This is a genomic window from Streptomyces sp. NPDC019396 (assembly GCF_040632375.1).
Lineage (GTDB): Bacteria > Actinomycetota > Actinomycetes > Streptomycetales > Streptomycetaceae > Streptomyces.
In genome coordinates this window covers 100,037-117,071 of record NZ_JBEYBS010000008.1, presented here as the reverse complement: position 1 = coordinate 117,071, position 17,035 = coordinate 100,037, and the positions used below count along the sequence as shown (strand labels likewise).

The 17,035-nt window shown below is 70.5% G+C and carries 16 protein-coding genes; 7 read left to right on the top strand and 9 right to left on the bottom strand.

Going from position 1 to position 17,035, the window contains the following annotated elements; genetic code table 11:
* The first annotated feature begins 3 nt into the window (after positions 1–3).
* The 4 genes from ABZ532_RS11865 (at position 4) to ABZ532_RS11850 (ending at position 3,053) form a co-directional block, all read left to right on the top strand.
* Positions 4–978 carry a ribose-phosphate diphosphokinase gene (locus tag ABZ532_RS11865; protein WP_361281397.1) on the top strand — a complete coding sequence of 325 codons (975 nt, stop codon included), beginning with the start codon at positions 4–6 and terminating at the stop codon, positions 976–978.
* A 198-nt stretch (positions 979–1,176) separates the two neighbouring features.
* Entirely contained in the window at positions 1,177–1,785 is a 609-nt protein-coding gene (locus tag ABZ532_RS11860) for a 50S ribosomal protein L25/general stress protein Ctc (protein ID WP_361281394.1), read from the top strand.
* A gap of 96 nt (positions 1,786–1,881) precedes the next feature.
* A complete protein-coding gene (gene pth / locus ABZ532_RS11855) occupies positions 1,882–2,478 on the top strand; it encodes an aminoacyl-tRNA hydrolase (protein WP_361281683.1) in 597 nt (198 codons plus the stop codon).
* A gap of 65 nt (positions 2,479–2,543) precedes the next feature.
* Positions 2,544–3,053: a hypothetical protein gene (locus ABZ532_RS11850; protein WP_361281392.1), complete on the top strand. Its 510-nt coding sequence runs from the start codon at positions 2,544–2,546 to the stop codon at positions 3,051–3,053.
* 66 nt (positions 3,054–3,119) lie between these two features.
* On the opposite strand, the gene ppc is transcribed toward ABZ532_RS11850, so the two are convergent.
* A complete protein-coding gene (gene ppc, locus ABZ532_RS11845; RefSeq protein ID WP_361281390.1) occupies positions 3,120–5,849 on the bottom strand; it encodes a phosphoenolpyruvate carboxylase in 2,730 nt (909 codons plus the stop codon).
* A gap of 322 nt (positions 5,850–6,171) precedes the next feature.
* Between ppc and ABZ532_RS11840 the strand changes: the two genes are divergently transcribed.
* Together ABZ532_RS11840 and ABZ532_RS11835 are read left to right on the top strand one after the other, a co-directional pair.
* On the top strand, positions 6,172–7,152 hold the full coding sequence (locus ABZ532_RS11840) for a fatty acid desaturase (RefSeq protein WP_361281388.1): 981 nt from the start codon (positions 6,172–6,174) through the stop codon (positions 7,150–7,152).
* Positions 7,149–7,820 carry a TetR/AcrR family transcriptional regulator gene (locus tag ABZ532_RS11835; RefSeq protein WP_361281386.1) on the top strand — a complete coding sequence of 224 codons (672 nt, stop codon included), beginning with the start codon at positions 7,149–7,151 and terminating at the stop codon, positions 7,818–7,820. The genes ABZ532_RS11840 and ABZ532_RS11835 overlap by 4 nt, the downstream gene beginning before the upstream one ends.
* 124 nt (positions 7,821–7,944) lie before the next feature.
* Here ABZ532_RS11835 and ABZ532_RS11830 read toward each other — a convergent pair whose 3' ends face one another.
* Both ABZ532_RS11830 and ABZ532_RS11825 read right to left on the bottom strand, forming a co-directional pair.
* A complete protein-coding gene (locus tag ABZ532_RS11830; protein ID WP_361281681.1) occupies positions 7,945–8,307 on the bottom strand; it encodes a VOC family protein in 363 nt (120 codons plus the stop codon).
* Positions 8,308–8,321: 14 nt separating this feature from the next.
* The gene (locus ABZ532_RS11825; RefSeq protein ID WP_361281384.1) at positions 8,322–9,149 is read right to left on the bottom strand and encodes a trans-aconitate 2-methyltransferase; all 828 of its coding nucleotides are present in this window, start codon (positions 9,147–9,149) and stop codon (positions 8,322–8,324) included.
* Between the two features lie 131 nt (positions 9,150–9,280).
* Here ABZ532_RS11825 and ABZ532_RS11820 point away from each other — a divergent pair, with 131 nt between their 5' ends.
* On the top strand, positions 9,281–9,778 hold the full coding sequence (locus tag ABZ532_RS11820) for a MarR family transcriptional regulator (protein WP_361281382.1): 498 nt from the start codon (positions 9,281–9,283) through the stop codon (positions 9,776–9,778).
* Here the strand turns inward: ABZ532_RS11820 and ABZ532_RS11815 are convergent.
* The 6 genes from ABZ532_RS11815 to ABZ532_RS11790 form a co-directional block, all read right to left on the bottom strand.
* Positions 9,737–10,528: a response regulator transcription factor gene (locus ABZ532_RS11815; protein ID WP_361281379.1), complete on the bottom strand. Its 792-nt coding sequence runs from the start codon at positions 10,526–10,528 to the stop codon at positions 9,737–9,739. The two genes, ABZ532_RS11820 and ABZ532_RS11815, sit on opposite strands and share 42 nt — an antisense overlap.
* 376 nt (positions 10,529–10,904) lie before the next feature.
* Positions 10,905–12,128 carry a galactokinase gene (galK, locus tag ABZ532_RS11810; protein ID WP_361281377.1) on the bottom strand — a complete coding sequence of 408 codons (1,224 nt, stop codon included), beginning with the start codon at positions 12,126–12,128 and terminating at the stop codon, positions 10,905–10,907.
* Between the two features lie 7 nt (positions 12,129–12,135).
* On the bottom strand, positions 12,136–13,101 hold the full coding sequence (gene galE, locus ABZ532_RS11805) for a UDP-glucose 4-epimerase GalE (RefSeq protein ID WP_361281374.1): 966 nt from the start codon (positions 13,099–13,101) through the stop codon (positions 12,136–12,138).
* The gene (gene galT, locus ABZ532_RS11800; RefSeq protein ID WP_361281372.1) at positions 13,098–14,180 is read right to left on the bottom strand and encodes a galactose-1-phosphate uridylyltransferase; all 1,083 of its coding nucleotides are present in this window, start codon (positions 14,178–14,180) and stop codon (positions 13,098–13,100) included. The genes galE and galT overlap by 4 nt, the downstream gene beginning before the upstream one ends.
* Positions 14,181–14,262: 82 nt before the next feature.
* Complete coding sequence (locus tag ABZ532_RS11795; protein WP_361281370.1) at positions 14,263–14,958, bottom strand: response regulator transcription factor; 696 nt, start codon at positions 14,956–14,958, stop codon at positions 14,263–14,265.
* A gap of 199 nt (positions 14,959–15,157) precedes the next feature.
* Complete coding sequence (locus ABZ532_RS11790) at positions 15,158–17,026, bottom strand: PQQ-binding-like beta-propeller repeat protein (protein ID WP_361281368.1); 1,869 nt, start codon at positions 17,024–17,026, stop codon at positions 15,158–15,160.
* Positions 17,027–17,035 lie beyond the last annotated feature (9 nt).

Below are 17,035 nucleotides of genomic sequence, written 5' to 3'. Positions count from 1 at the left end.
GCTGTGACCGGGATCAAGACGACGGGCGAGAAGAAGATGATGTTCTTCTCGGGCCGCGCCCACCCCGAGCTGGCCGAGGAGGTCGCGCACCAGTTGGGCGTGGACCTGGTGCCGACGAGGGCGTTCGATTTCGCCAATGGTGAGATCTACGTCCGTTTTCAGGAGTCGGCGCGCGGTGCGGACTGCTTTCTGATCCAGAGCCACACGGCTCCCATCAATAAGTGGATCATGGAGCAGTTGATCATGATTGATGCTCTGAAGCGGGCTTCGGCCCGGAGCATCACCGTGATCGTCCCGTTCTACGGCTATGCCCGCCAGGACAAGAAGCACCGGGGCCGTGAGCCGATTTCGGCGCGGCTGGTGGCGGACCTGATGAAGACGGCGGGTGCCAACCGGATTCTCACGGTGGACCTGCACACCGACCAGATCCAGGGGTTCTTCGACGGCCCGGTGGACCACCTGTTCGCGCTGCCGCTGCTGGCGGACTACGTGGGCGCGAAGGTCGACCGTTCGAAGCTGACGGTGGTGTCTCCGGACGCGGGCCGGGTGCGGGTGGCTGACCGCTGGTGTGACCGACTGGACGCTCCGCTGGCCATCGTGCACAAGCGGCGCGACAAGGACGTGGCGAATCAGGTCACGGTCCATGAGGTGGTCGGCAATGTCGAGGGCCGGGTGTGTGTGCTGGTCGACGACATGATCGACACGGGCGGCACGATCTGCGCGGCGGCTGACGCGCTGTTCGCGCATGGCGCCGAGGATGTGATCGTGACGGCGACGCACGGTGTGCTGTCGGGTCCGGCCGCGGACCGGCTGAAGAACTCCAAGGTGAGCGAGTTCGTGTTCACCAACACGCTGCCGGATCCCGGCAATCTGGAGCTGGACAAGATCACGGTCCTGTCGATCGCTCCGACCATCGCGAGCGCGGTGCGCGAGGTGTTCGAGGACGGCTCGGTGACGAGCCTCTTCGAGGAGCAGTGAGCTTCACGAGGATCTAGCTAGATCGATTTCCGGGGCGGCCTCCCCGCCGAGTAGACTGCACGGGTTGCTCGGCGAGGGAGGCCGTACTCATACGTGCTCTTACGTATGTACGGCGGTCCGTTATCGACGCGCTCTTCGTAGCAGGCCAGTCGTGGCCGGGTGACAGTTCCATTTCGTCACCGCATACGAGGAGTGCACATGTCCGAGGTGAAGATCACCGCCGAGATCCGCAGCGAGTTCGGCAAGGGTGCCGCGCGCCGTATCCGCCGCGACAACAAGGTGCCCGGCGTTCTGTACGGCCACGGTTCCGACCCGATCCACGTGACGCTGCCGGGCCACGAGCTGCTGATGGCGCTGCGTACCCCGAACGTCCTGCTGTCCCTGGACATCGAGGGCAAGCAGGAGCTGGCGATCCCGAAGGCGGCGCAGCGTGACCCGCTGCGGGGCTTCCTGGAGCACGTGGACCTGCTGCTGGTGAAGCGCGGCGAGAAGGTCACCGTCGAGGTTCCGGTGCACGCCGAGGGCGAGCTGGCCCCGGGTGGCAACCTGCTGGAGCACGTGCTCAACGCGCTGCCGGTCGACGCCGAGGCGACCCACATCCCCGAGTCGTTCACCGTCTCGGTCGAGGGCCTTGAGGCCGGTGCCTCGGTTCTGGCGAAGGACGTCGAGCTGCCCAAGGGTGTCACCCTGGCCGTCGACGAGGACGCCGTGGTGCTCCAGGTTCTGGCCGCGCAGGCCGAGGAGCCGGCTGCCGAGGGTGAGGAGGCCGTGGAGGCCGAGGCTCCCGCCGAGGGCGCCGAGGGCTGAGCGGCCTGATCGGCCCGTCCTTTCTGTTTTTCCGGCACCGCCCCCCGTACCGTCCGGTGCGGGGGGCGGTGCCGCTATGAAGGAGACATGCAGCAGATGACGACGGATGCGGCGGCCCCGTGGCTGATCGTGGGACTTGGTAACCCCGGGCCGGACTACGCGGGCAACCGCCACAACGTGGGGTTCATGGTGGCCGATCTGCTCGCGGAGCGGATGGGCGGGAAGTTCAAGCGGGCGACGAAGGCGCAGGCGCAGGTCGTGGAGGGGCGGATCGGTCCTCCCGGTCCGGGGAACCGCCGGGTGATCCTGGCCAAGCCGATGTCGTACATGAATCTCTCGGGCGGTCCGGTGACGGCGCTGCGGGATTTCTACAAGGTACCCGTGGCGCATGTGGTGGCGGTGCATGACGAGCTGGACATCGACTACGGGGTGCTGCGGCTGAAGCTGGGTGGCGGGGACAACGGCCACAACGGTCTGAAGTCGATCACGAAGGCGATGGGTGCCGAGTATCACCGGGTGCGGTTCGGTATCGGTCGTCCGCCGGGCCGGATGCAGGTGGCGGATTTCGTGCTGAAGGATTTCGCGGCGGCTGAGCGGAAGGAGCTGGGCTACTTCGTGGACCGGGCGGCGGACTCGGTGGAGTGTCTGGTGACGGAGGGCCTGGAGCGGGCGCAGGGCACGTACAACTCCTGACAAGCCCCGCATAGCACCGGCGTGAGGTTGACCTGGTGCGGGCGGGTACCGAAGTATCGCGCTCCATGAAGCGGAAGTCGTCCGGGAGGCGGAAGCCCGCCGGGAAGCGGAAGCCGTCCGGCCGGATGGTCGACCATGGCCGTCGTGCCGCCATGGTCGCGGTCGCGGTGCTGCTGCTCGTCGCCGGGGTGTGGTCGTCCTGGGATACGGCCCAGCATGTGGTGCTGTCCAAGGGGCGTGAGCACGGCAGGCTGACGGTGGCGCGCTGTGGCGAGGAGACCTGCACGGGGCCGTTCGATCCGGAGGGGTCGGCGGCGGCGCGTGGGGGCATGTCGATAGGCCGCTCCGTGGCGGTGGCCAGGGGCGAGAAGCTGGATGTGGTGGTGAAGCCGGGCACGCGTGAGGTGGTGCGTGCGGGCTGGCCGGGTGTGCTCCACGCCTGGATGCCGCTGGGCGGGGCGCTGCTGCTGGCGGCGCTGGTGATCGGGGGCGGGCTGCGGTGGACGCGGGTCGCCTGGGGTGCGGCGGCGGCCGGCGGGGCGCTGCTGCTGGGGGCGTTCTTCGCACTCGGATGAGGCGGGTGAACAGGTGGGAGGGGCCGGGTGCGACCGGGCCCCTCCCACCTGTTCGTGCCCCGGGTGTCAGCCGGTGTTGCGCAGTCCTGCCGCGACGCCGTTGACGGTGAGCAGCAGTGCCCGTGACAGCAGCGGGTCGGCCGGCTCGCCGCGTTCGGCCGCGGTCCGCTGCCGGGCGAGCAGGGAGACCTGGAGGTAGGAGATCGGGTCGAGGTAGGCGTCCCGGATGGCGAAGGTCTGCTGGAGCGCCGGGTTGGAGTCGAGCAGCTGCTCGCCGCCGGTGATCCGCAGGACCTGCTGCACGGTGAGCTGGTGCTCGGCTTCGATTCCGGCGAAGACGTGCTTCAGGTGTCCGGGTACGAGGGTGTCGACGTAGTGCCGGGCGATGCGCAGGTCGGTCTTGGCGAGGGTCATCTCGACGTTGGAGATGAAGTTACGGAAGAAATGCCACTTCTCGTACATCTCTGCGAGTTCGGAGTCGAGTCCGGCGTCGCGCATCGCCTTCAGTCCCGAGCCGACGCCGTACCAGCCCGGAACGATCTGCCGTGACTGGGTCCAGCCGAACACCCAGGGGATGGCCCGCAGTCCGTCGAGTCCCGCACCGCTGTCGGGGCGGCGCGAGGGGCGCGAGCCCAGGTGCAGTTCGGCGAGCTGGTCGACGGGGGTGGAGGCGAAGAAGTACGCGGGCAGGTCCGGGTCCTCGACGAGGCGCCGGTAGGCGTCGTGTGCGGCGTCGGAGGCGGTGTCCATCGCGGCGTCCCAGCGGGCGAGTGCCTCGTCGGACTGGCGCGGGGCGGTGTGCAGGGCGGAAGCCTGGAGGGTGGCGGCGACCGTCAGCTCCAGGTTCTCCCTGGCCAGGGAGGGGATGAGGTACTTGTCGGAGATGACCTCGCCCTGCTCGGTCACCTTGATCTCGCCTTCGAGGGTGCCCCAGGGCTGGGCGAGGATGGCCTCGTGGGTGGGGCCGCCGCCGCGGCCGACGGTGCCGCCGCGGCCGTGGAAGAGCCGCAGCCTGACCCCGTAGCGGTGGGCGACGTCGCGCAGCCTGCGCTGGGCGCGGTGGATCTCCCACTGGGAGGTGGTGATGCCGCCGAACTTGGACGAGTCGGAGTAGCCGAGCATGACCTCCTGGACGTCGCCGCGCAGGGCGACGAGCCGGCGGTAGGAGGGGTCGGCGAGCATGCCGTCGAGGATGACGTCCGCGGCCTTGAGCTCGTCGGTGGTCTCCAGCAGCGGCACGATGCCGATCTTCGCCCAGCCGGCGTGCAGGTCGATCAGTCCGGCTTCGCGGGCGAGCACGGCGGCGGCGAACACGTCGTCGGCGCCCTGGCACATCGAGATGATGTACGACTCGACGACCTCGGGCCCGAAGCGTTCGAAGGCTTCCTTGACGGCGTGGAACACGCCGAGGGTCTTGGCTCCGGCGGCGTCGAGGGGTGCCGGGGTGGACGCGAGCGGCCGGCGGGAGCGCAGTTCCTTCGCGAGCAGCTTCTGCCGGTAGTCGCGGGGCATGTCGGCGTAGCGCCAGGTCTCCTCGCCGAGCCGGTCGAAGAGCTGGCCGAGGGCGTGGTGGTGGGCGTCGGCGTGCTCGCGTACGTCCATGGTGGCGAGCTGGAGCCCGAAGGCGGCGAGGGTGCGGATGGTGCGGTCGAGGTGGCCCTCGGCGAACAGCGCGCCGCGGTGTGCGCGCAGCGAGGTCTGGATGAGTGCCAGATCGTGCAGCAGTTCCGCGCTGCCGAGGTAGTCGCGGCCCGCTTCGTGCGCCCTGCCCTTGGCGAGGCGCTTGCGGGTGTTGACGAGCTTCTGCCGGATGCAGGTGGCCTTGAGGCGGTAGGGCTCCTCGGCGTTCAGCCGCTTGTAGCGGGGGCTGATCTCGGGGAGGCGCTCCAGGTCGGTCTGGAGGGATTCGAGCAGCTCCTCGGTGGCCCCGGTGTAGCGGATGGAGTTCGACAGCAGGGCGCGGAGCTGGTCGACGGATTCGAGCGCGTCGGTGATGCCGTGCTCGTGCTGGAGGATCAGCACCTCGCGGGTGACGTCGGGGGTGACGTTGGGGTTGCCGTCGCGGTCGCCGCCGATCCAGGTGCCGAAGGTCAGCGGGCGGGTGCCGGGGGGCAGCTCGACGCCGACGCGTTCCAGCTCGGCGGCGAGGTCCTCGAGGACGTCGCCGACGGCGCCCGCGTGGAGCTCGTCGAGGTAGTAGATGGCGTTGCGGGCCTCGTCGGCGGGCTCGGGGCGGACCACCCGGAGCTCGTCGGTCTGCCAGACCAGGTCGATGTTCTCGGCGAGCCTGAGGTCGTGGCGGCGCCGGTCGGCGGCGATGACCGGGGTTTCCAGGAGCTCGGCGATGCGCCGGAGCTTGTTGAGCACGGACCGGCGTGCGGCCTCGGTGGGGTGCGCCGTGAACACGGGCCTGACGTTCAGGTTGCGCACGGTGTCGCGCAGGTGCTCGGGGTCGGCGTCCTTGAGCATGTCGGCGGTACGGGAGAGCAGCCCGCCCTCGGCGGCGCGCCGTTCGCGCAGCTCACGGCCGCGGTGCACCTGTTCGGTGACGTTCGCCAGGTGGAAGTACGTGGAGAACGCGCGTACGAGCTTGGCGGCGGTGTCCAGGTCGGTGTCCCCGAGCAGCTCGGCGGCTGCCTCACCGTCCGTACGGGTGAGGGCGCGGACCCGCTCGACGAGCTCCAGGAGGTCGGGGCCCTCCTGGCGTACGAGGGTCTCGCCGAGGAGATCGCCCAGTCGGCGGATGTCGGAGCGCAGTTCGGCGCTGGCGGTTGAGGTGTGGTCGGCACTGCTCACAGGTGCGGCTCCTTGCAGCGTTTGAGCACGTCTGGAGGGTTTTCCGGAGTCTTGCGGACCGCGCTGTCCGACGGGGAACAGGATAGGTGGCCGTTCACTCGGCGTTGTCCAGGGCCCTCTTGCCGCGAGGCTGCGCGCTGCCATACTTACGACGCCGTAGGTTACGGAACCGTAGACGGACACAGGCCGCCATAGGCGGTCACAACGGCACCAGACACCACAAGCGGCCACACACAGCTACAGACAGCCACCGACGGCGTGGACAGCCGCAGTCAGTCCTCGCCGCGGACCATTCGCACATCTCACCCCCCAGGGGACCCCCATGACCACAAGCCCCGACGTGATCGACGACGCCCGAAAGCCCGACGACCCCGATCTCCCCCTCGCCACTCTCGGCGGTGACAAGAAGCGTTCGGTCGAGCAGATCGCCCTGCTGATGTTCATCACGGTGCCCTTCCTCGCCCTGCTGGCGGCTGTGCCGCTGGCCTGGGGCTGGGGCGTGAGCTGGCTCGATCTCGGGCTGATGGTGGCGATGTACTACATCAGCTGCCACGGCATCACGATCGGCTACCACCGCTACTTCACCCACGGCTCCTTCAAGGCGAAGCGTCCGCTGCGGATCGCGCTGGCGGTCATGGGCTCGCTGGCCGTGGAGGGCCCGCTGGTGCGCTGGGTGGCGGACCACCGCAAGCACCACCGGTTCTCGGACGCCGAGGGTGACCCGCACTCGCCCTGGCGCTACGGAGAGACCGTCCCGGCTCTGATGAAGGGCCTGTGGTGGGCCCATATCGGCTGGATGTTCGACCAGGAGCAGACCTCGCAGCACAAGTACGCCCCCGACCTGATCAAGGACCCGGCGCTGCGGGCGGTGTCCCGCCAGTTCGCGCTGTGGACGCTGGTGTCGCTGCTGATCCCGCCGCTGGTCGGCGGCCTGGTGACGATGTCGTGGTGGGGCGCGTTCACCGCGTTCTTCTGGGGCTCGCTGGTGCGGGTGGCGCTGCTGCACCACGTGACCTGGTCGATCAACTCGATCTGCCACGCGGTCGGCAAGCGGCCGTTCAAGTCCCGTGACCGCTCGGGCAACGTGTGGTGGCTGGCGGTGCTGTCCTGCGGCGAGTCCTGGCACAACCTGCACCATGCCGACCCGACGAGCGCCCGGCACGGTGTGATGCGCGGGCAGATCGACTCCAGCGCCCGGCTGATCCGCTGGTTCGAGCAGCTGGGCTGGGCCTACGACGTGCGCTGGCCGAGCGCGGACCGGATCGACTCCCGGCGGCAGAGCAGGACCGCGAAGACGGCATGATTGACGACGTGGCGATTGACGGCAGTAGCAGCAGCGAAAGGCCCCGGCGGGCGCGCCGGGTCCGGATGACCGGGGCGGAGCGCCGCCAGCAACTGCTCGACATCGGCCGGGCGCTGTTCGCCGAGCGGGGCTTCGAGGGCACGTCGGTGGAGGAGATCGCGGCGAAGGCCGGGGTCTCCAAGCCGGTGGTGTACGAGCACTTCGGCGGCAAGGAGGGCCTGTACGCGGTGGTCGTGGACCGCGAGATGCGTCAGCTCCTGGACATGGTGACGGGGGCGCTCACCGCGGGTCACCCGCGTGAGCTGCTGGAGCAGGCGGCGTTCGCGCTGCTCGACTACATCGAGACGTACACCGACGGCTTCCGCATCCTGGTGCGTGACTCGCCGGTCGCCCAGTCGACCGGCACCTTCGCCTCGCTGATCAGCGATATCGCCACGCAGGTCGAGGACATCCTGGGCATGGAGTTCAAGAACCGCGGCTTCGACCAGAAGCTGGCGCCGCTGTACGCGCAGGCGCTGGTGGGGATGGTGGCCCTTACCGGCCAGTGGTGGCTGGACGTCCGCAAGCCGAAGAAGGCGGAGGTCGCGGCACATCTGGTGAATCTGGCGTGGCACGGCCTGGACGGGCTTGAGCAGAAGCCGCGGCTGATAGGGCACCGCAAGAGCTGAGCGCGCTTCAGGCCCGCCCCGGGCTGTGCGGCCCTCCGGGGACACGGCCTCTTCCGGACCCTGGAGCGCGGTACTGCCGGTGTCCCGGCCGGCGGGTGCGCGGCCGGCCGGGCGGGCAGGGCGGTCAGGCCACGGGTTCCAGGAACTCCAGGCGGTTGCCCACCGGGTCCTCGGAGTAGAAGCGACGGTGGCCGGGGAGGTTGTCGTCCCAGACGACCTTGGCGCCACGGGAGGCGAGACGGTCCGCGTAGGCGTCGATGCCGCTGACGCGCAGGCCGGGGTGAGCCTTGCGGGCCGGACGGAAGTCCTGCTCGATGCCGAGGTGCAGCACCACGGACCCCGCCTGGAACCAGCAGCCGCCGCGCGCGGCCAGCACCGGTGGCTTGGGGATCTCGGTCATCCCGAGGACATCGGTGTAGTAGGCGCGCAGCTCGTCCTCACTGCCGGAAGGCGCGGCGAGCTGGACGTGGTCGACGGCGGTCAGCATGGTTCCCCCTGCGTTCATACGGTTGCGGATTTCCGGGCTGTCGCGAAGATCCTCCGGAACGGGAAGACCGTGCCGTGCGGACCCGGCGGGTAGGCCTTGCGGAGCAGATCGCGGTACTGGTCGAGGAATTCGCCCGCCGCGTGCCCGTCCCCGTCGAGCGCGGTGAGGACCGGCCGCAGGGCTGTGCCCTTCACCCAGTCGAGTACGGGGTCCTCGCCGCTGAGGAGCTGGGAGTACGTGGTCTCCCAGACGTCCGTCGCACAGCCGAGGTCGGCGAGTCTGAGCAGGTAGTCGGCGGGCTCCAGGACGTGGACGAAGCGGCGGCCCTGGTCGCGGAGGCGGTCGCGCCACTGGGGTGAGTCGCACAGCTCACCGAGCAGGGCGTGGCTGGGTGAGGTGAAGTTGCCGGGGACCTGGAAGGCAAGAGTTCCCCCGGGCGCGAGGCCGTCGATCCAGGCGGGGAAGGACTCGGGGTGCCCTGGCACCCATTGCAGGGCGGCGTTGGAGACGATCAGGTCGTAGGGCGCGTCGGGAACCCAGTGCGCGGCGTCGGCGAGGTGGAAGTCGATCGAGCCGCCGCCGGGGGTGGGCCCGGCGTGCTCCTTCTCGGCGCGGGCGAGCATCTGCGGGGAGAGGTCGAATCCGGTGATCCGGGCGTCGGGCCAGCGGTCGGCGAGCAGGGCGGTGACATTGCCGGGTCCGCAGCCGATGTCCGCGATACGGGCGGGACGGCTGCCGTGCGGCAGCTCGGGTATGCGGGCGAGGAGATCGAGGAACGGGCGGGTGCGGTGTCCGGAGTGCCTGAGGTACTGCTGGGGATCCCAGGTTGGTACGGAATGCATGTTCGAGCCCCCTTGCTGGAACGTAGCAGCCAAGCGGAACAGGGTTCCGGCCCGACCATGCCCCATAGTCCACCAGAATATATCTTGACGTCAAGAGACTTCATATCGAGGGACCCTCTACACTGATCGTCATGGAGGACGAGGTCGACCGACTGGTTGCTGCATGGCGTCGTGAGCGCCCCGACCTCGACGTGGAACCACTCGAGGTGCTCAGCCGTATCTCCAGGCTGGCCCGGCACCTCGACCGTGCGCGCAGACTGGCGTTCTCCGAGCACGGCCTGGAGCCCTGGGAATTCGACGTGCTGACGTCCCTGCGGCGCGCGGGCGCGCCCTACCAGCTCTCCCCGGGTCAGCTGCTGACGCAGACACTGGTGACCTCGGGCACGATGACCAACCGCATCGACCGGCTCGCGAAGAAGGGCCTGGTGGAGCGGCTTCCCGATCCGAGCGACCGGCGCGGTGTGCTCGTCCGGCTCACACCGGAGGGGCGGGACCGCGCCGATCAGGCGCTTGCCGGGCTGCTGGACCAGGAGCGGGCGATCCTGGCCGAGCTCTCCCGGACCCAGCGCGGCGAACTGGCCGGGCTGCTACGCCAGCTGACCGCCCCGTTCGACAACGTCCCCGGCTAGGCCCGCCGGACCCAGCTCCACGGGACCGACACCGGCCCGGCGCGCCAGCGCCACTGCGGCCAGGGTGGAATGCACCCCCAGCTTGCCCAGCACGTTCTGCATATGGGTGCGGACGGTGTGCGGGGAGAGGAAGAGGCGCTCCGCGACCGCCTTGCGGCCGAGCCCCGCCACCATGCAGCGCAGAACCTCGCGTTCGCGCGGGGTGAGGGACTCCACGAGCTGCTCGCTCTCCGTACGGTGCTTGCGTGCGGCCGTCAGTTCCCGCAGCACGGCGGTGAGCAGCGCGGGAGGCAGATGGGTCTCCTCGCGGAGCACCCCGCGGATCACCGTGAGCAGCCGCTGCAACGAGCAGTCCTTCGCCAGCCAGCCCGAGGCCCCGGCCTGCAGCGCGAGTGCGGCACGACGGGGGTCGTCCTTCTCCGCGAGCACGATGGAACGCACCGCCGGCCGGGCGGAACGGACCGCGGCCACCAGGGATATGCCGTCCACGAAGCCACCTTCGCCGCTGTCCGGTACGGCACGGGCGACCACCGGGGCCGCGGTGCCGGCGACCGCCGTACCGAGGTCCGCGTCCACGAGCATCACGTCGAATCTGCGGCCGTCCGCCGCCGCGCGCTCCATGCAGCGCACCGCGGCGGGGCCGCTTCCGGCCGCGGCCACCTCCACGTCCGGCTCCGCGGCGAGCGCCGCGGCCAGCGACTCGGCGAAGATTCGGTGGTCATCCACCACCAGGACCCGAATTCGAACCACGACACCCCCAAGCTGCAGATAACGGCGAATTCCGACGGACTCTGTCGCGCACGTACGCCACCCGGAAGGAGTGCTGTGCGGCCCCCACGGCCGCCGCCGCGCTCTGACTGCTTACCCCGCCCGGGGCGGCGTACCCGACCGTCTCGCCCCCTGATCACCACCGGCCCCCACCGGTGCTGTGCATCAGAGTAAGGCTGGGCGCGGGAAGCGGAAGCACATTGACAGAACTGTTTGGCCAGCGTGTTTGGCGTGTGCCTGATGTTTCGTTCTGAGACAGAAGTAGACAGGGATCAGCATGTTTCGCGGTCATATCGTGCTGACATGACACCGGGTCATAGGCAGTCGTCAGCCGAGGCCCGGACCGGCACGAGCGCACCTATACGAGGCGCCGGGCGCCGCTCGACGGAGTCACCGGCAAGATCCCCGGTGCGGCGTACCCGGCCGCCGCGAAGGCACGGGCGACCGCGTCACCCACCGCGCCTGCCGTGTCCCGGCCGGCCAGGACGATCGCCGAGCCGCCGAAGCCGCCGCCCGTCATCCGGGCACCGAGGGCACCCGCCGCGTTCGCCGACGCGACCGCCAGGTCCAGCTCCGCGCAGGAGACCCGCAGATCGTCCCGTAGCGAGGCATGGCCCTCGGTCAGGACCGGCCCGACGGCGGGGAGATCACCGGCGTCGAGGAGCTCGACGGTACGCAGCACCCGGGCGTTGTCGGTGACGACATGACGCACACAGCGGCGGATCCCGTCCGCATCGGCGGCGCCGGGCAGCTCCATGTCGCCGAGGCTCCGCAGTGCATCGGGCAGTTGCACCGGGGAGATCTCGCGCAGCGCCCGCACACCCAGCGCCCGCGCTCCCGCCTCGCACCCGGCGCGCCGGCTCACGTACGCGCCGTCCCCGAGCATGTGCCGCACACGGGTGTCGACCAGCAGAAGAGCCAGCCCGTGGGCGGCCGGATCGAAGGGGATCTGCCGGTGGGACAGATCGCGGGTGTCGAGGAGGAGCGCATGGCCCGAGGTGCCGCAGACCGACGCCATCTGGTCCATCACCCCGCAGGGCACGCCGACGAAGTCGTTCTCGCCGCGCTGGGCGAGCAGGGCCAGCTGTTCCCGCCCGAGGCCCAGTCCGTGCAGCTCGGCCAGGGCGAGCGCGAGCACGACCTCCAGGGCGGCGGACGAGGAGAGCCCCGCGCCCATGGGTACGGCCGAGGCCAGGTGCACATCGGCGCCGCCGGCCGCCACCCTGTGCCCGGCTTCGCGCAGCGCCCAGACCACGGCCGCCGGGTATGCGGCCCAGCCCGGGACCGAGCCGGGCGCGAGACCCTCGACCGCCAGCTCGACCACGTCCCCGACGCGGCCACGGGCTGCGTCCCCGTGCCGGCTCCGGCCCTGGTCCGCCGAGTGGAGCCGCAGGACGCCGTCGGTGCGGCGGGCCACGGCCGCGACCGCCGCCTGCGGCAGGGCGAAGGGCAGCACGAAGCCGTCGTTGACGTCGGTGTACTCGCCGATCAGATTGACCCTGCCGGGAGCGGCCCAGACACCCTCGGGCAGGTACCCGTACAGCTCCTCGAACCCCGCCCGCACGCCCACGCCCGCGGTCACTCCGGTGTCACCCTCGCGCCGCCCCGGCCCGTGCGAACTCCCAGGCGTCGGCGATGATCCCCGCGAGGTCGGCCCGGGAGGGGCTCCAGCCGAGGCGCTCGTGGGCCGCGGCGGCAGAGGCGACGAGCACAGCCGGGTCACCCGGGCGGCGGGGGGCGACGGTCTCGGGCACGGGGCGGCCGGTGACCTTGCGGACCGTCTCGATGACTTCGCGCACGGAGAATCCGTTGCCGTTGCCTAGGTTGCAGACAAGGTGCTCGCCGGGGGTGATCCGGTCCATGGCGAGCAGATGCGCCTCGGCCAGGTCGGCGACGTGGATGTAGTCCCGCACACAGGTGCCGTCGGGCGTCGGGTAGTCGTCGCCGTAGACGGAGATCTCCTCGCGGGCGCCGAGGGCCACCTGGAGGACGAGCGGGATCAGATGCGACTCCGGGTCGTGACGCTCTCCGCAGTCGCCGTACGCACCGGCCACGTTGAAGTAGCGCAGCGAGGCCGCGCCCAGTCCGTACGCGGCGCACTGACCGCTGATCATATGGTCGACGGCCAGCTTGCCGGCGCCGTACGGGTTGGTCGGGGCGGTCGGGTCGGTCTCGGTGATCGGCATCGAGACCGGCTCGCCGTACGTGGCCGCGGTGGAGGAGAACACCAGCCTGTCCACCCCCGCCGAGCGCATGGCGGCCAGCAGGGCCATCGTCCCGCCGACGTTGTTCGTCCAGTACTTCTCGGGGTCCGCGACCGACTCGCCGACCTGGGAGTACGCGGCGAAGTGGAACACACCGTCGAAGTCGGAGGTCAGCCAGCGCGCGGCGTCCTGCACCCGGCCCTCGATGAACGCCGCCCCGTCCGGCACGCCCGCGCGAAAGCCGGTCGACAGATCGTCCAGCACCGTCACCCGGTGGCCCGCCTCCAGCAGGTGTGCCACCACGACACTGCCGACATAGCCGGCCCCGCCCGTCACCAGGTACTCGCTCATGTGGTCGTCGCCACCTCTCGCAGTCGTTCGGCCGCGGCCTCGGGCCGCACGTCGTTCGTGAACACGCTCATGCCGGACTCGGACCCGGCGAGGAACTTCAGCTTGCCGGGCGAGCGGCGGACGGTGAAAAGCTCCAGATGCAGGGCGAAGTCACCGCGCCGCTCATCGTCGTACGGCGCCTGGTGCCACGCGGCGACGTAGGGCGTCGGTGGCGCGTCGGGGCCGAAAACCCGGTCGAAGCGCCTCAAGAGTTCCAGATAGGTCTGTGGGAACGCTGTGCGCGCGCCGTCAGAGAGTCCCCGCAGGTCGGGCACCCTGCGCCGGGGGTAGAGATGGACCTCGTACGGCCAGTGCGCGGCATACGGCACGAACGCCACCCAGTGCGCTCCCGTCAGAACGACCCGTGCGCCGTCGGCGAGCTCGCGCTCGACGGTGTCGTCGAAGAGGTTGCGGCCGGTGGTGGCGAGATGGGCGGCGACCGCCCGCTGCATCAGGGCGGTGCGGGGGGTGACGAAGGGATAAGCGTAGATCTGCCCGTGCGGATGGGCGAGGGTCACACCGACCTCCGCGCCCCTGTTCTCGAAGCAGAACACCTGCCTGACCCCCGGGAGTTCGGCGAGTGCGGAGGTGCGGTCGGTCCAGGCGGCCAGGACGAGGGCGGCCTGGTCCTCGCTGAGGTCGGCGAAGGAGGCGTCGTGGTCGGGGGTGAAGCAGACCACCTCACAGCGGCCGGTGTCCCCGGAGAGGGAGGGAAAGCGGTTCTCGAACACCACCACCTCGTAGTCGTGGTCCGGGATCTCGCTGAGCCGTCCGTCGCGTGACGGGCACAGGGGGCATTCCCCCGCGGGCGGATGGTGGGTGCGGCCCTGGCGGTGGGCGGCGACGATCACCGCGTCGCCGAGCAGCGGGTCGCGGCGGACCTCGGAGACGGCGGCGCCGACGGTCGGGCCGGCACGATCCTGCCCAGACCCTGAGGAGTGCGGTGAGCGCCGGTCGACCGCCTCGCGGACGACGTCGTCCCGGCGGTCGTAGTAGAGCAGCTCACGGCCATCGGCGAGCCTGGTCACCGTCTTCCTCACCGGCGCTCCCCGCTCGCAGCATCAGTGCGCTCAACTCACCGGACAGAAGCCCGCACAACGAAACACCCCCGGGCACCCTCCGTCAATGAGCGGGGGGATGGGCGCGGCGGGGCACCTCCGGGGCGCGGTCGAGCAGACCGGTGCGGGCCGCGAGGGCCGCCGCCTCCAGCCTGGAGCCCACACCGAGCTTCATCAGCACCCGCTGGACATGGGTGCGGGCCGTGCTGGGGGCTATGCCCATGCCCGCGGCGATCAGCCGGGTGTCCTCGCCATCGGCCACCCGGACCAGCACCTCCACCTCCCGGGGGGTGAGCATCCGCAGCAGCCGCTGTCCCTCGTCATCCGGCTGGACCGCTGGGTTCAGCAGCTCGGTGAAAGCGCCCTGGAGCAGCTGCGGCGCCACCGCCGTCTCCCCCGCGCGTGCCTTCATCATGGCCCGCTCGACGCCTTCGATGCGCTCGTCATGGCGTACGTAACCCGACGCGCCCGCCGCGAACGCCGCGGCGATCCCGCGCGGCGAGGGCACGGGCCCGAGCACCACCACGGCGACCTGCGGGCGCTCCCGTTTGATCCGCGCGATCGGGTCGAAGACCCCCGGCTCCGCGGGTGTCGCCGTACCCAGCAGACACACCTCCGGTGCCCTGCTCACCACCAGCTCGGCCGCTCCCGCCGTCGGCGCCGCCGCGGCGAGCACCCGGTGCCCGCGCAGCTTGAGCGCAGATGCGAGCGCTTCCGCGAGCAGTCGGTGGTCGTCGACCACCATGAGCCGCACACCCATCGAGCAAACCCCCCATTACCCCTGGAGTCGGCCCCCCGGCCACACCAGCCCTGTTGACCCGGCAAGCTACACGCTTGTTCGACGTTGTGTGCCTGTTACCTGCCAGAAGCCCCCCAGATTGTCGAATTCTTCGCCAAAACGGCCCGGCGCCCCGATCAAGGGATCGGGGCGCCGGGCTCGTTCGCGGAGTGTCTACCGGTCAGCCGCTGCTGCCGGTGACGAAGGCGGCGGCCAGGTAGTCCTTGCGGTCGCTGCTCAGCGGCGCGGACACCATCGCCTGGGAGAGGTACAGCCGGCCGCCCGAGAAGAGGATCTCGTCGGAGTCCACGGAGAAGGTGTCCGCCACCTCCTGTGCCGACTTGTCCACCTCCAGCAGCACCGACGGCTTGAAGCCGCTCCCGTCGATGCTGATGATCTGTCCGCCCTTGTCGTAGGGGGGCGACTTGTAGGCGAGGAGGTTGCCGCCGTCCATGCGCAGCGGGACCAGCTCGTATCCCTCGCCCGCGTCGGCCCGGTCGGAGGTGGCCTTGCCGGTGGTGAGGTCGAAGGAGACGATCTCGTTGGTCTCGTCGAGGCCTTCCCCGCTGACTTCGTGGTTCTCGGTCGGGAGGTAGAGCCTGCCGTTGCCGACGACCGCCCGGGTGCAGGACTCCACCTCGGTGGAACCGCACTCCGCCGCGTACCGCTCGGCGTCCGCGGAGATCTTGGCCTTGAGCTTGCCGGTCTTCTCGTCGATGGAGAAGAAGTCCGACACGGCACTGCCGTCTTCGGCGGTGTCGCCGACATTGGCCGCCACGACCAGCGGCTGGGTGGACACGATGCCCACGTACTTCACACCCGCGGGCATCTTGTACGAGGACAGCGGCGCGCCGGTCTTCGCGTTGAGCGCCTGGACGACGACGTACTGGCTGCCGTATTCACCGCACTTGCGCGCCACGGCCAGCGCCGGACCGCCGCCGTAGCCCATGTCGTAGCAGCCCTCGGCATCGCTCTGGGGCTTCCAGCGCTGCGCACCGGTGGCGAGGTCGAAGGCCGCGCCGCCGTCCGTGCCGCCCACGGCGACGGTGTCGCCGCTCAGCGTGACCTCGCGGATCGCGAGGTCGTCGTCCCCGGTGCCCTTGGCCGACTTGGTCCACAGCAGCTTGCCGGTCCCGAGGTCGACGGCGGCGGCCTGGGTGCACGGGGCGTACTTCTTCTGGGCGGTGCGCTTGGTGGGCTCGTACGCGATCGCCGTCTTGTTGTCCGCGGACTGGTGCCGGGACGCCGCGCACACCTGGCCGGGCAGCGGAATCGTCCACAGCACGGTGCCCTTGACGGCGTCGTATCCGACGATGGAGGACGGGCCCGACTTGACGTACGTGGTGTCGGTCACCCAGGAACCCGGCACGTTGACCAGGTCGTTGCCGGTCACCTTGGGCTGCGCCACCTGGAACGCCATCTTGGCCGCGGGGTCGGCGGGAACCTTCTCCTTGGCGGGACCCGCTTCCGCCCCGGTGGAGCCGTCGGGGCCGGCTGTTCCGCCAGTGGGGCCCTGTGTCGAGACCTCGGTCTCGTCGCGGTTCTTGCCGCCATCGTCGCTCATCGTGAACCAGACCCCGGTGCCGACGATCAGGACGATCGCGACGGCCGCGGCGATGATGATCAGCGCCGGGGCGCTGAGCTTCCTGGCCGGCGCGGCGGATGCGGGGGGAATGGGCTGCGTGGGAGGGACGTAGGCGAACTGCTGGTGCGGCTGCGCGGGCTGGGCCGGGTATCCGTAGGCGTGCGGCGGCCCGTCCATCGGCTGCTGACCGGGCACGTGCCCCGGTGCCTGCGGGTAGCCGTAGCCGGGGGATCCTGCCGCGCCTCCGGGCGGTGGGGTGTGGGGGTATCCGTAACCCGAGTTCTGCGGCGGCGGGACGGGCGCACCGAAACCGCCCGGCGCGGGCTGCTGGGCCGGAGGGTGACCCGGCGGCTGCGGCGGCTGGCTGGGGGGCTGCGGAGGCTGACCCGGCGGCTGCGGGGGCTGGCTCGGCGGCTGCGGAGGCTGGTTGGGGGGCTGCGGAGGCTGGCTCGGCGGCTGTGTCATGCGTACATA

Coding starts and splice junctions, on each gene's coding strand:
- ABZ532_RS11835 (WP_361281386.1), top strand. CDS start 7,149: ATGATTGACGACGTGGCGATTGACGGCAGTAGCAGCAGCGAAAGGCCC.
- ABZ532_RS11795 (WP_361281370.1), bottom strand. CDS start 14,958: ATGGGTGTGCGGCTCATGGTGGTCGACGACCACCGACTGCTCGCGGAA.
- ABZ532_RS11860 (WP_361281394.1), top strand. CDS start 1,177: ATGTCCGAGGTGAAGATCACCGCCGAGATCCGCAGCGAGTTCGGCAAG.
- ABZ532_RS11840 (WP_361281388.1), top strand. CDS start 6,172: ATGACCACAAGCCCCGACGTGATCGACGACGCCCGAAAGCCCGACGAC.
- pth (WP_361281683.1), top strand. CDS start 1,882: ATGACGACGGATGCGGCGGCCCCGTGGCTGATCGTGGGACTTGGTAAC.
- ABZ532_RS11790 (WP_361281368.1), bottom strand. CDS start 17,026: ATGACACAGCCGCCGAGCCAGCCTCCGCAGCCCCCCAACCAGCCTCCG.
- ABZ532_RS11850 (WP_361281392.1), top strand. CDS start 2,544: ATGAAGCGGAAGTCGTCCGGGAGGCGGAAGCCCGCCGGGAAGCGGAAG.
- galE (WP_361281374.1), bottom strand. CDS start 13,101: ATGAGCGAGTACCTGGTGACGGGCGGGGCCGGCTATGTCGGCAGTGTC.
- ABZ532_RS11820 (WP_361281382.1), top strand. CDS start 9,281: ATGGAGGACGAGGTCGACCGACTGGTTGCTGCATGGCGTCGTGAGCGC.
- ABZ532_RS11830 (WP_361281681.1), bottom strand. CDS start 8,307: ATGCTGACCGCCGTCGACCACGTCCAGCTCGCCGCGCCTTCCGGCAGT.
- ABZ532_RS11825 (WP_361281384.1), bottom strand. CDS start 9,149: ATGCATTCCGTACCAACCTGGGATCCCCAGCAGTACCTCAGGCACTCC.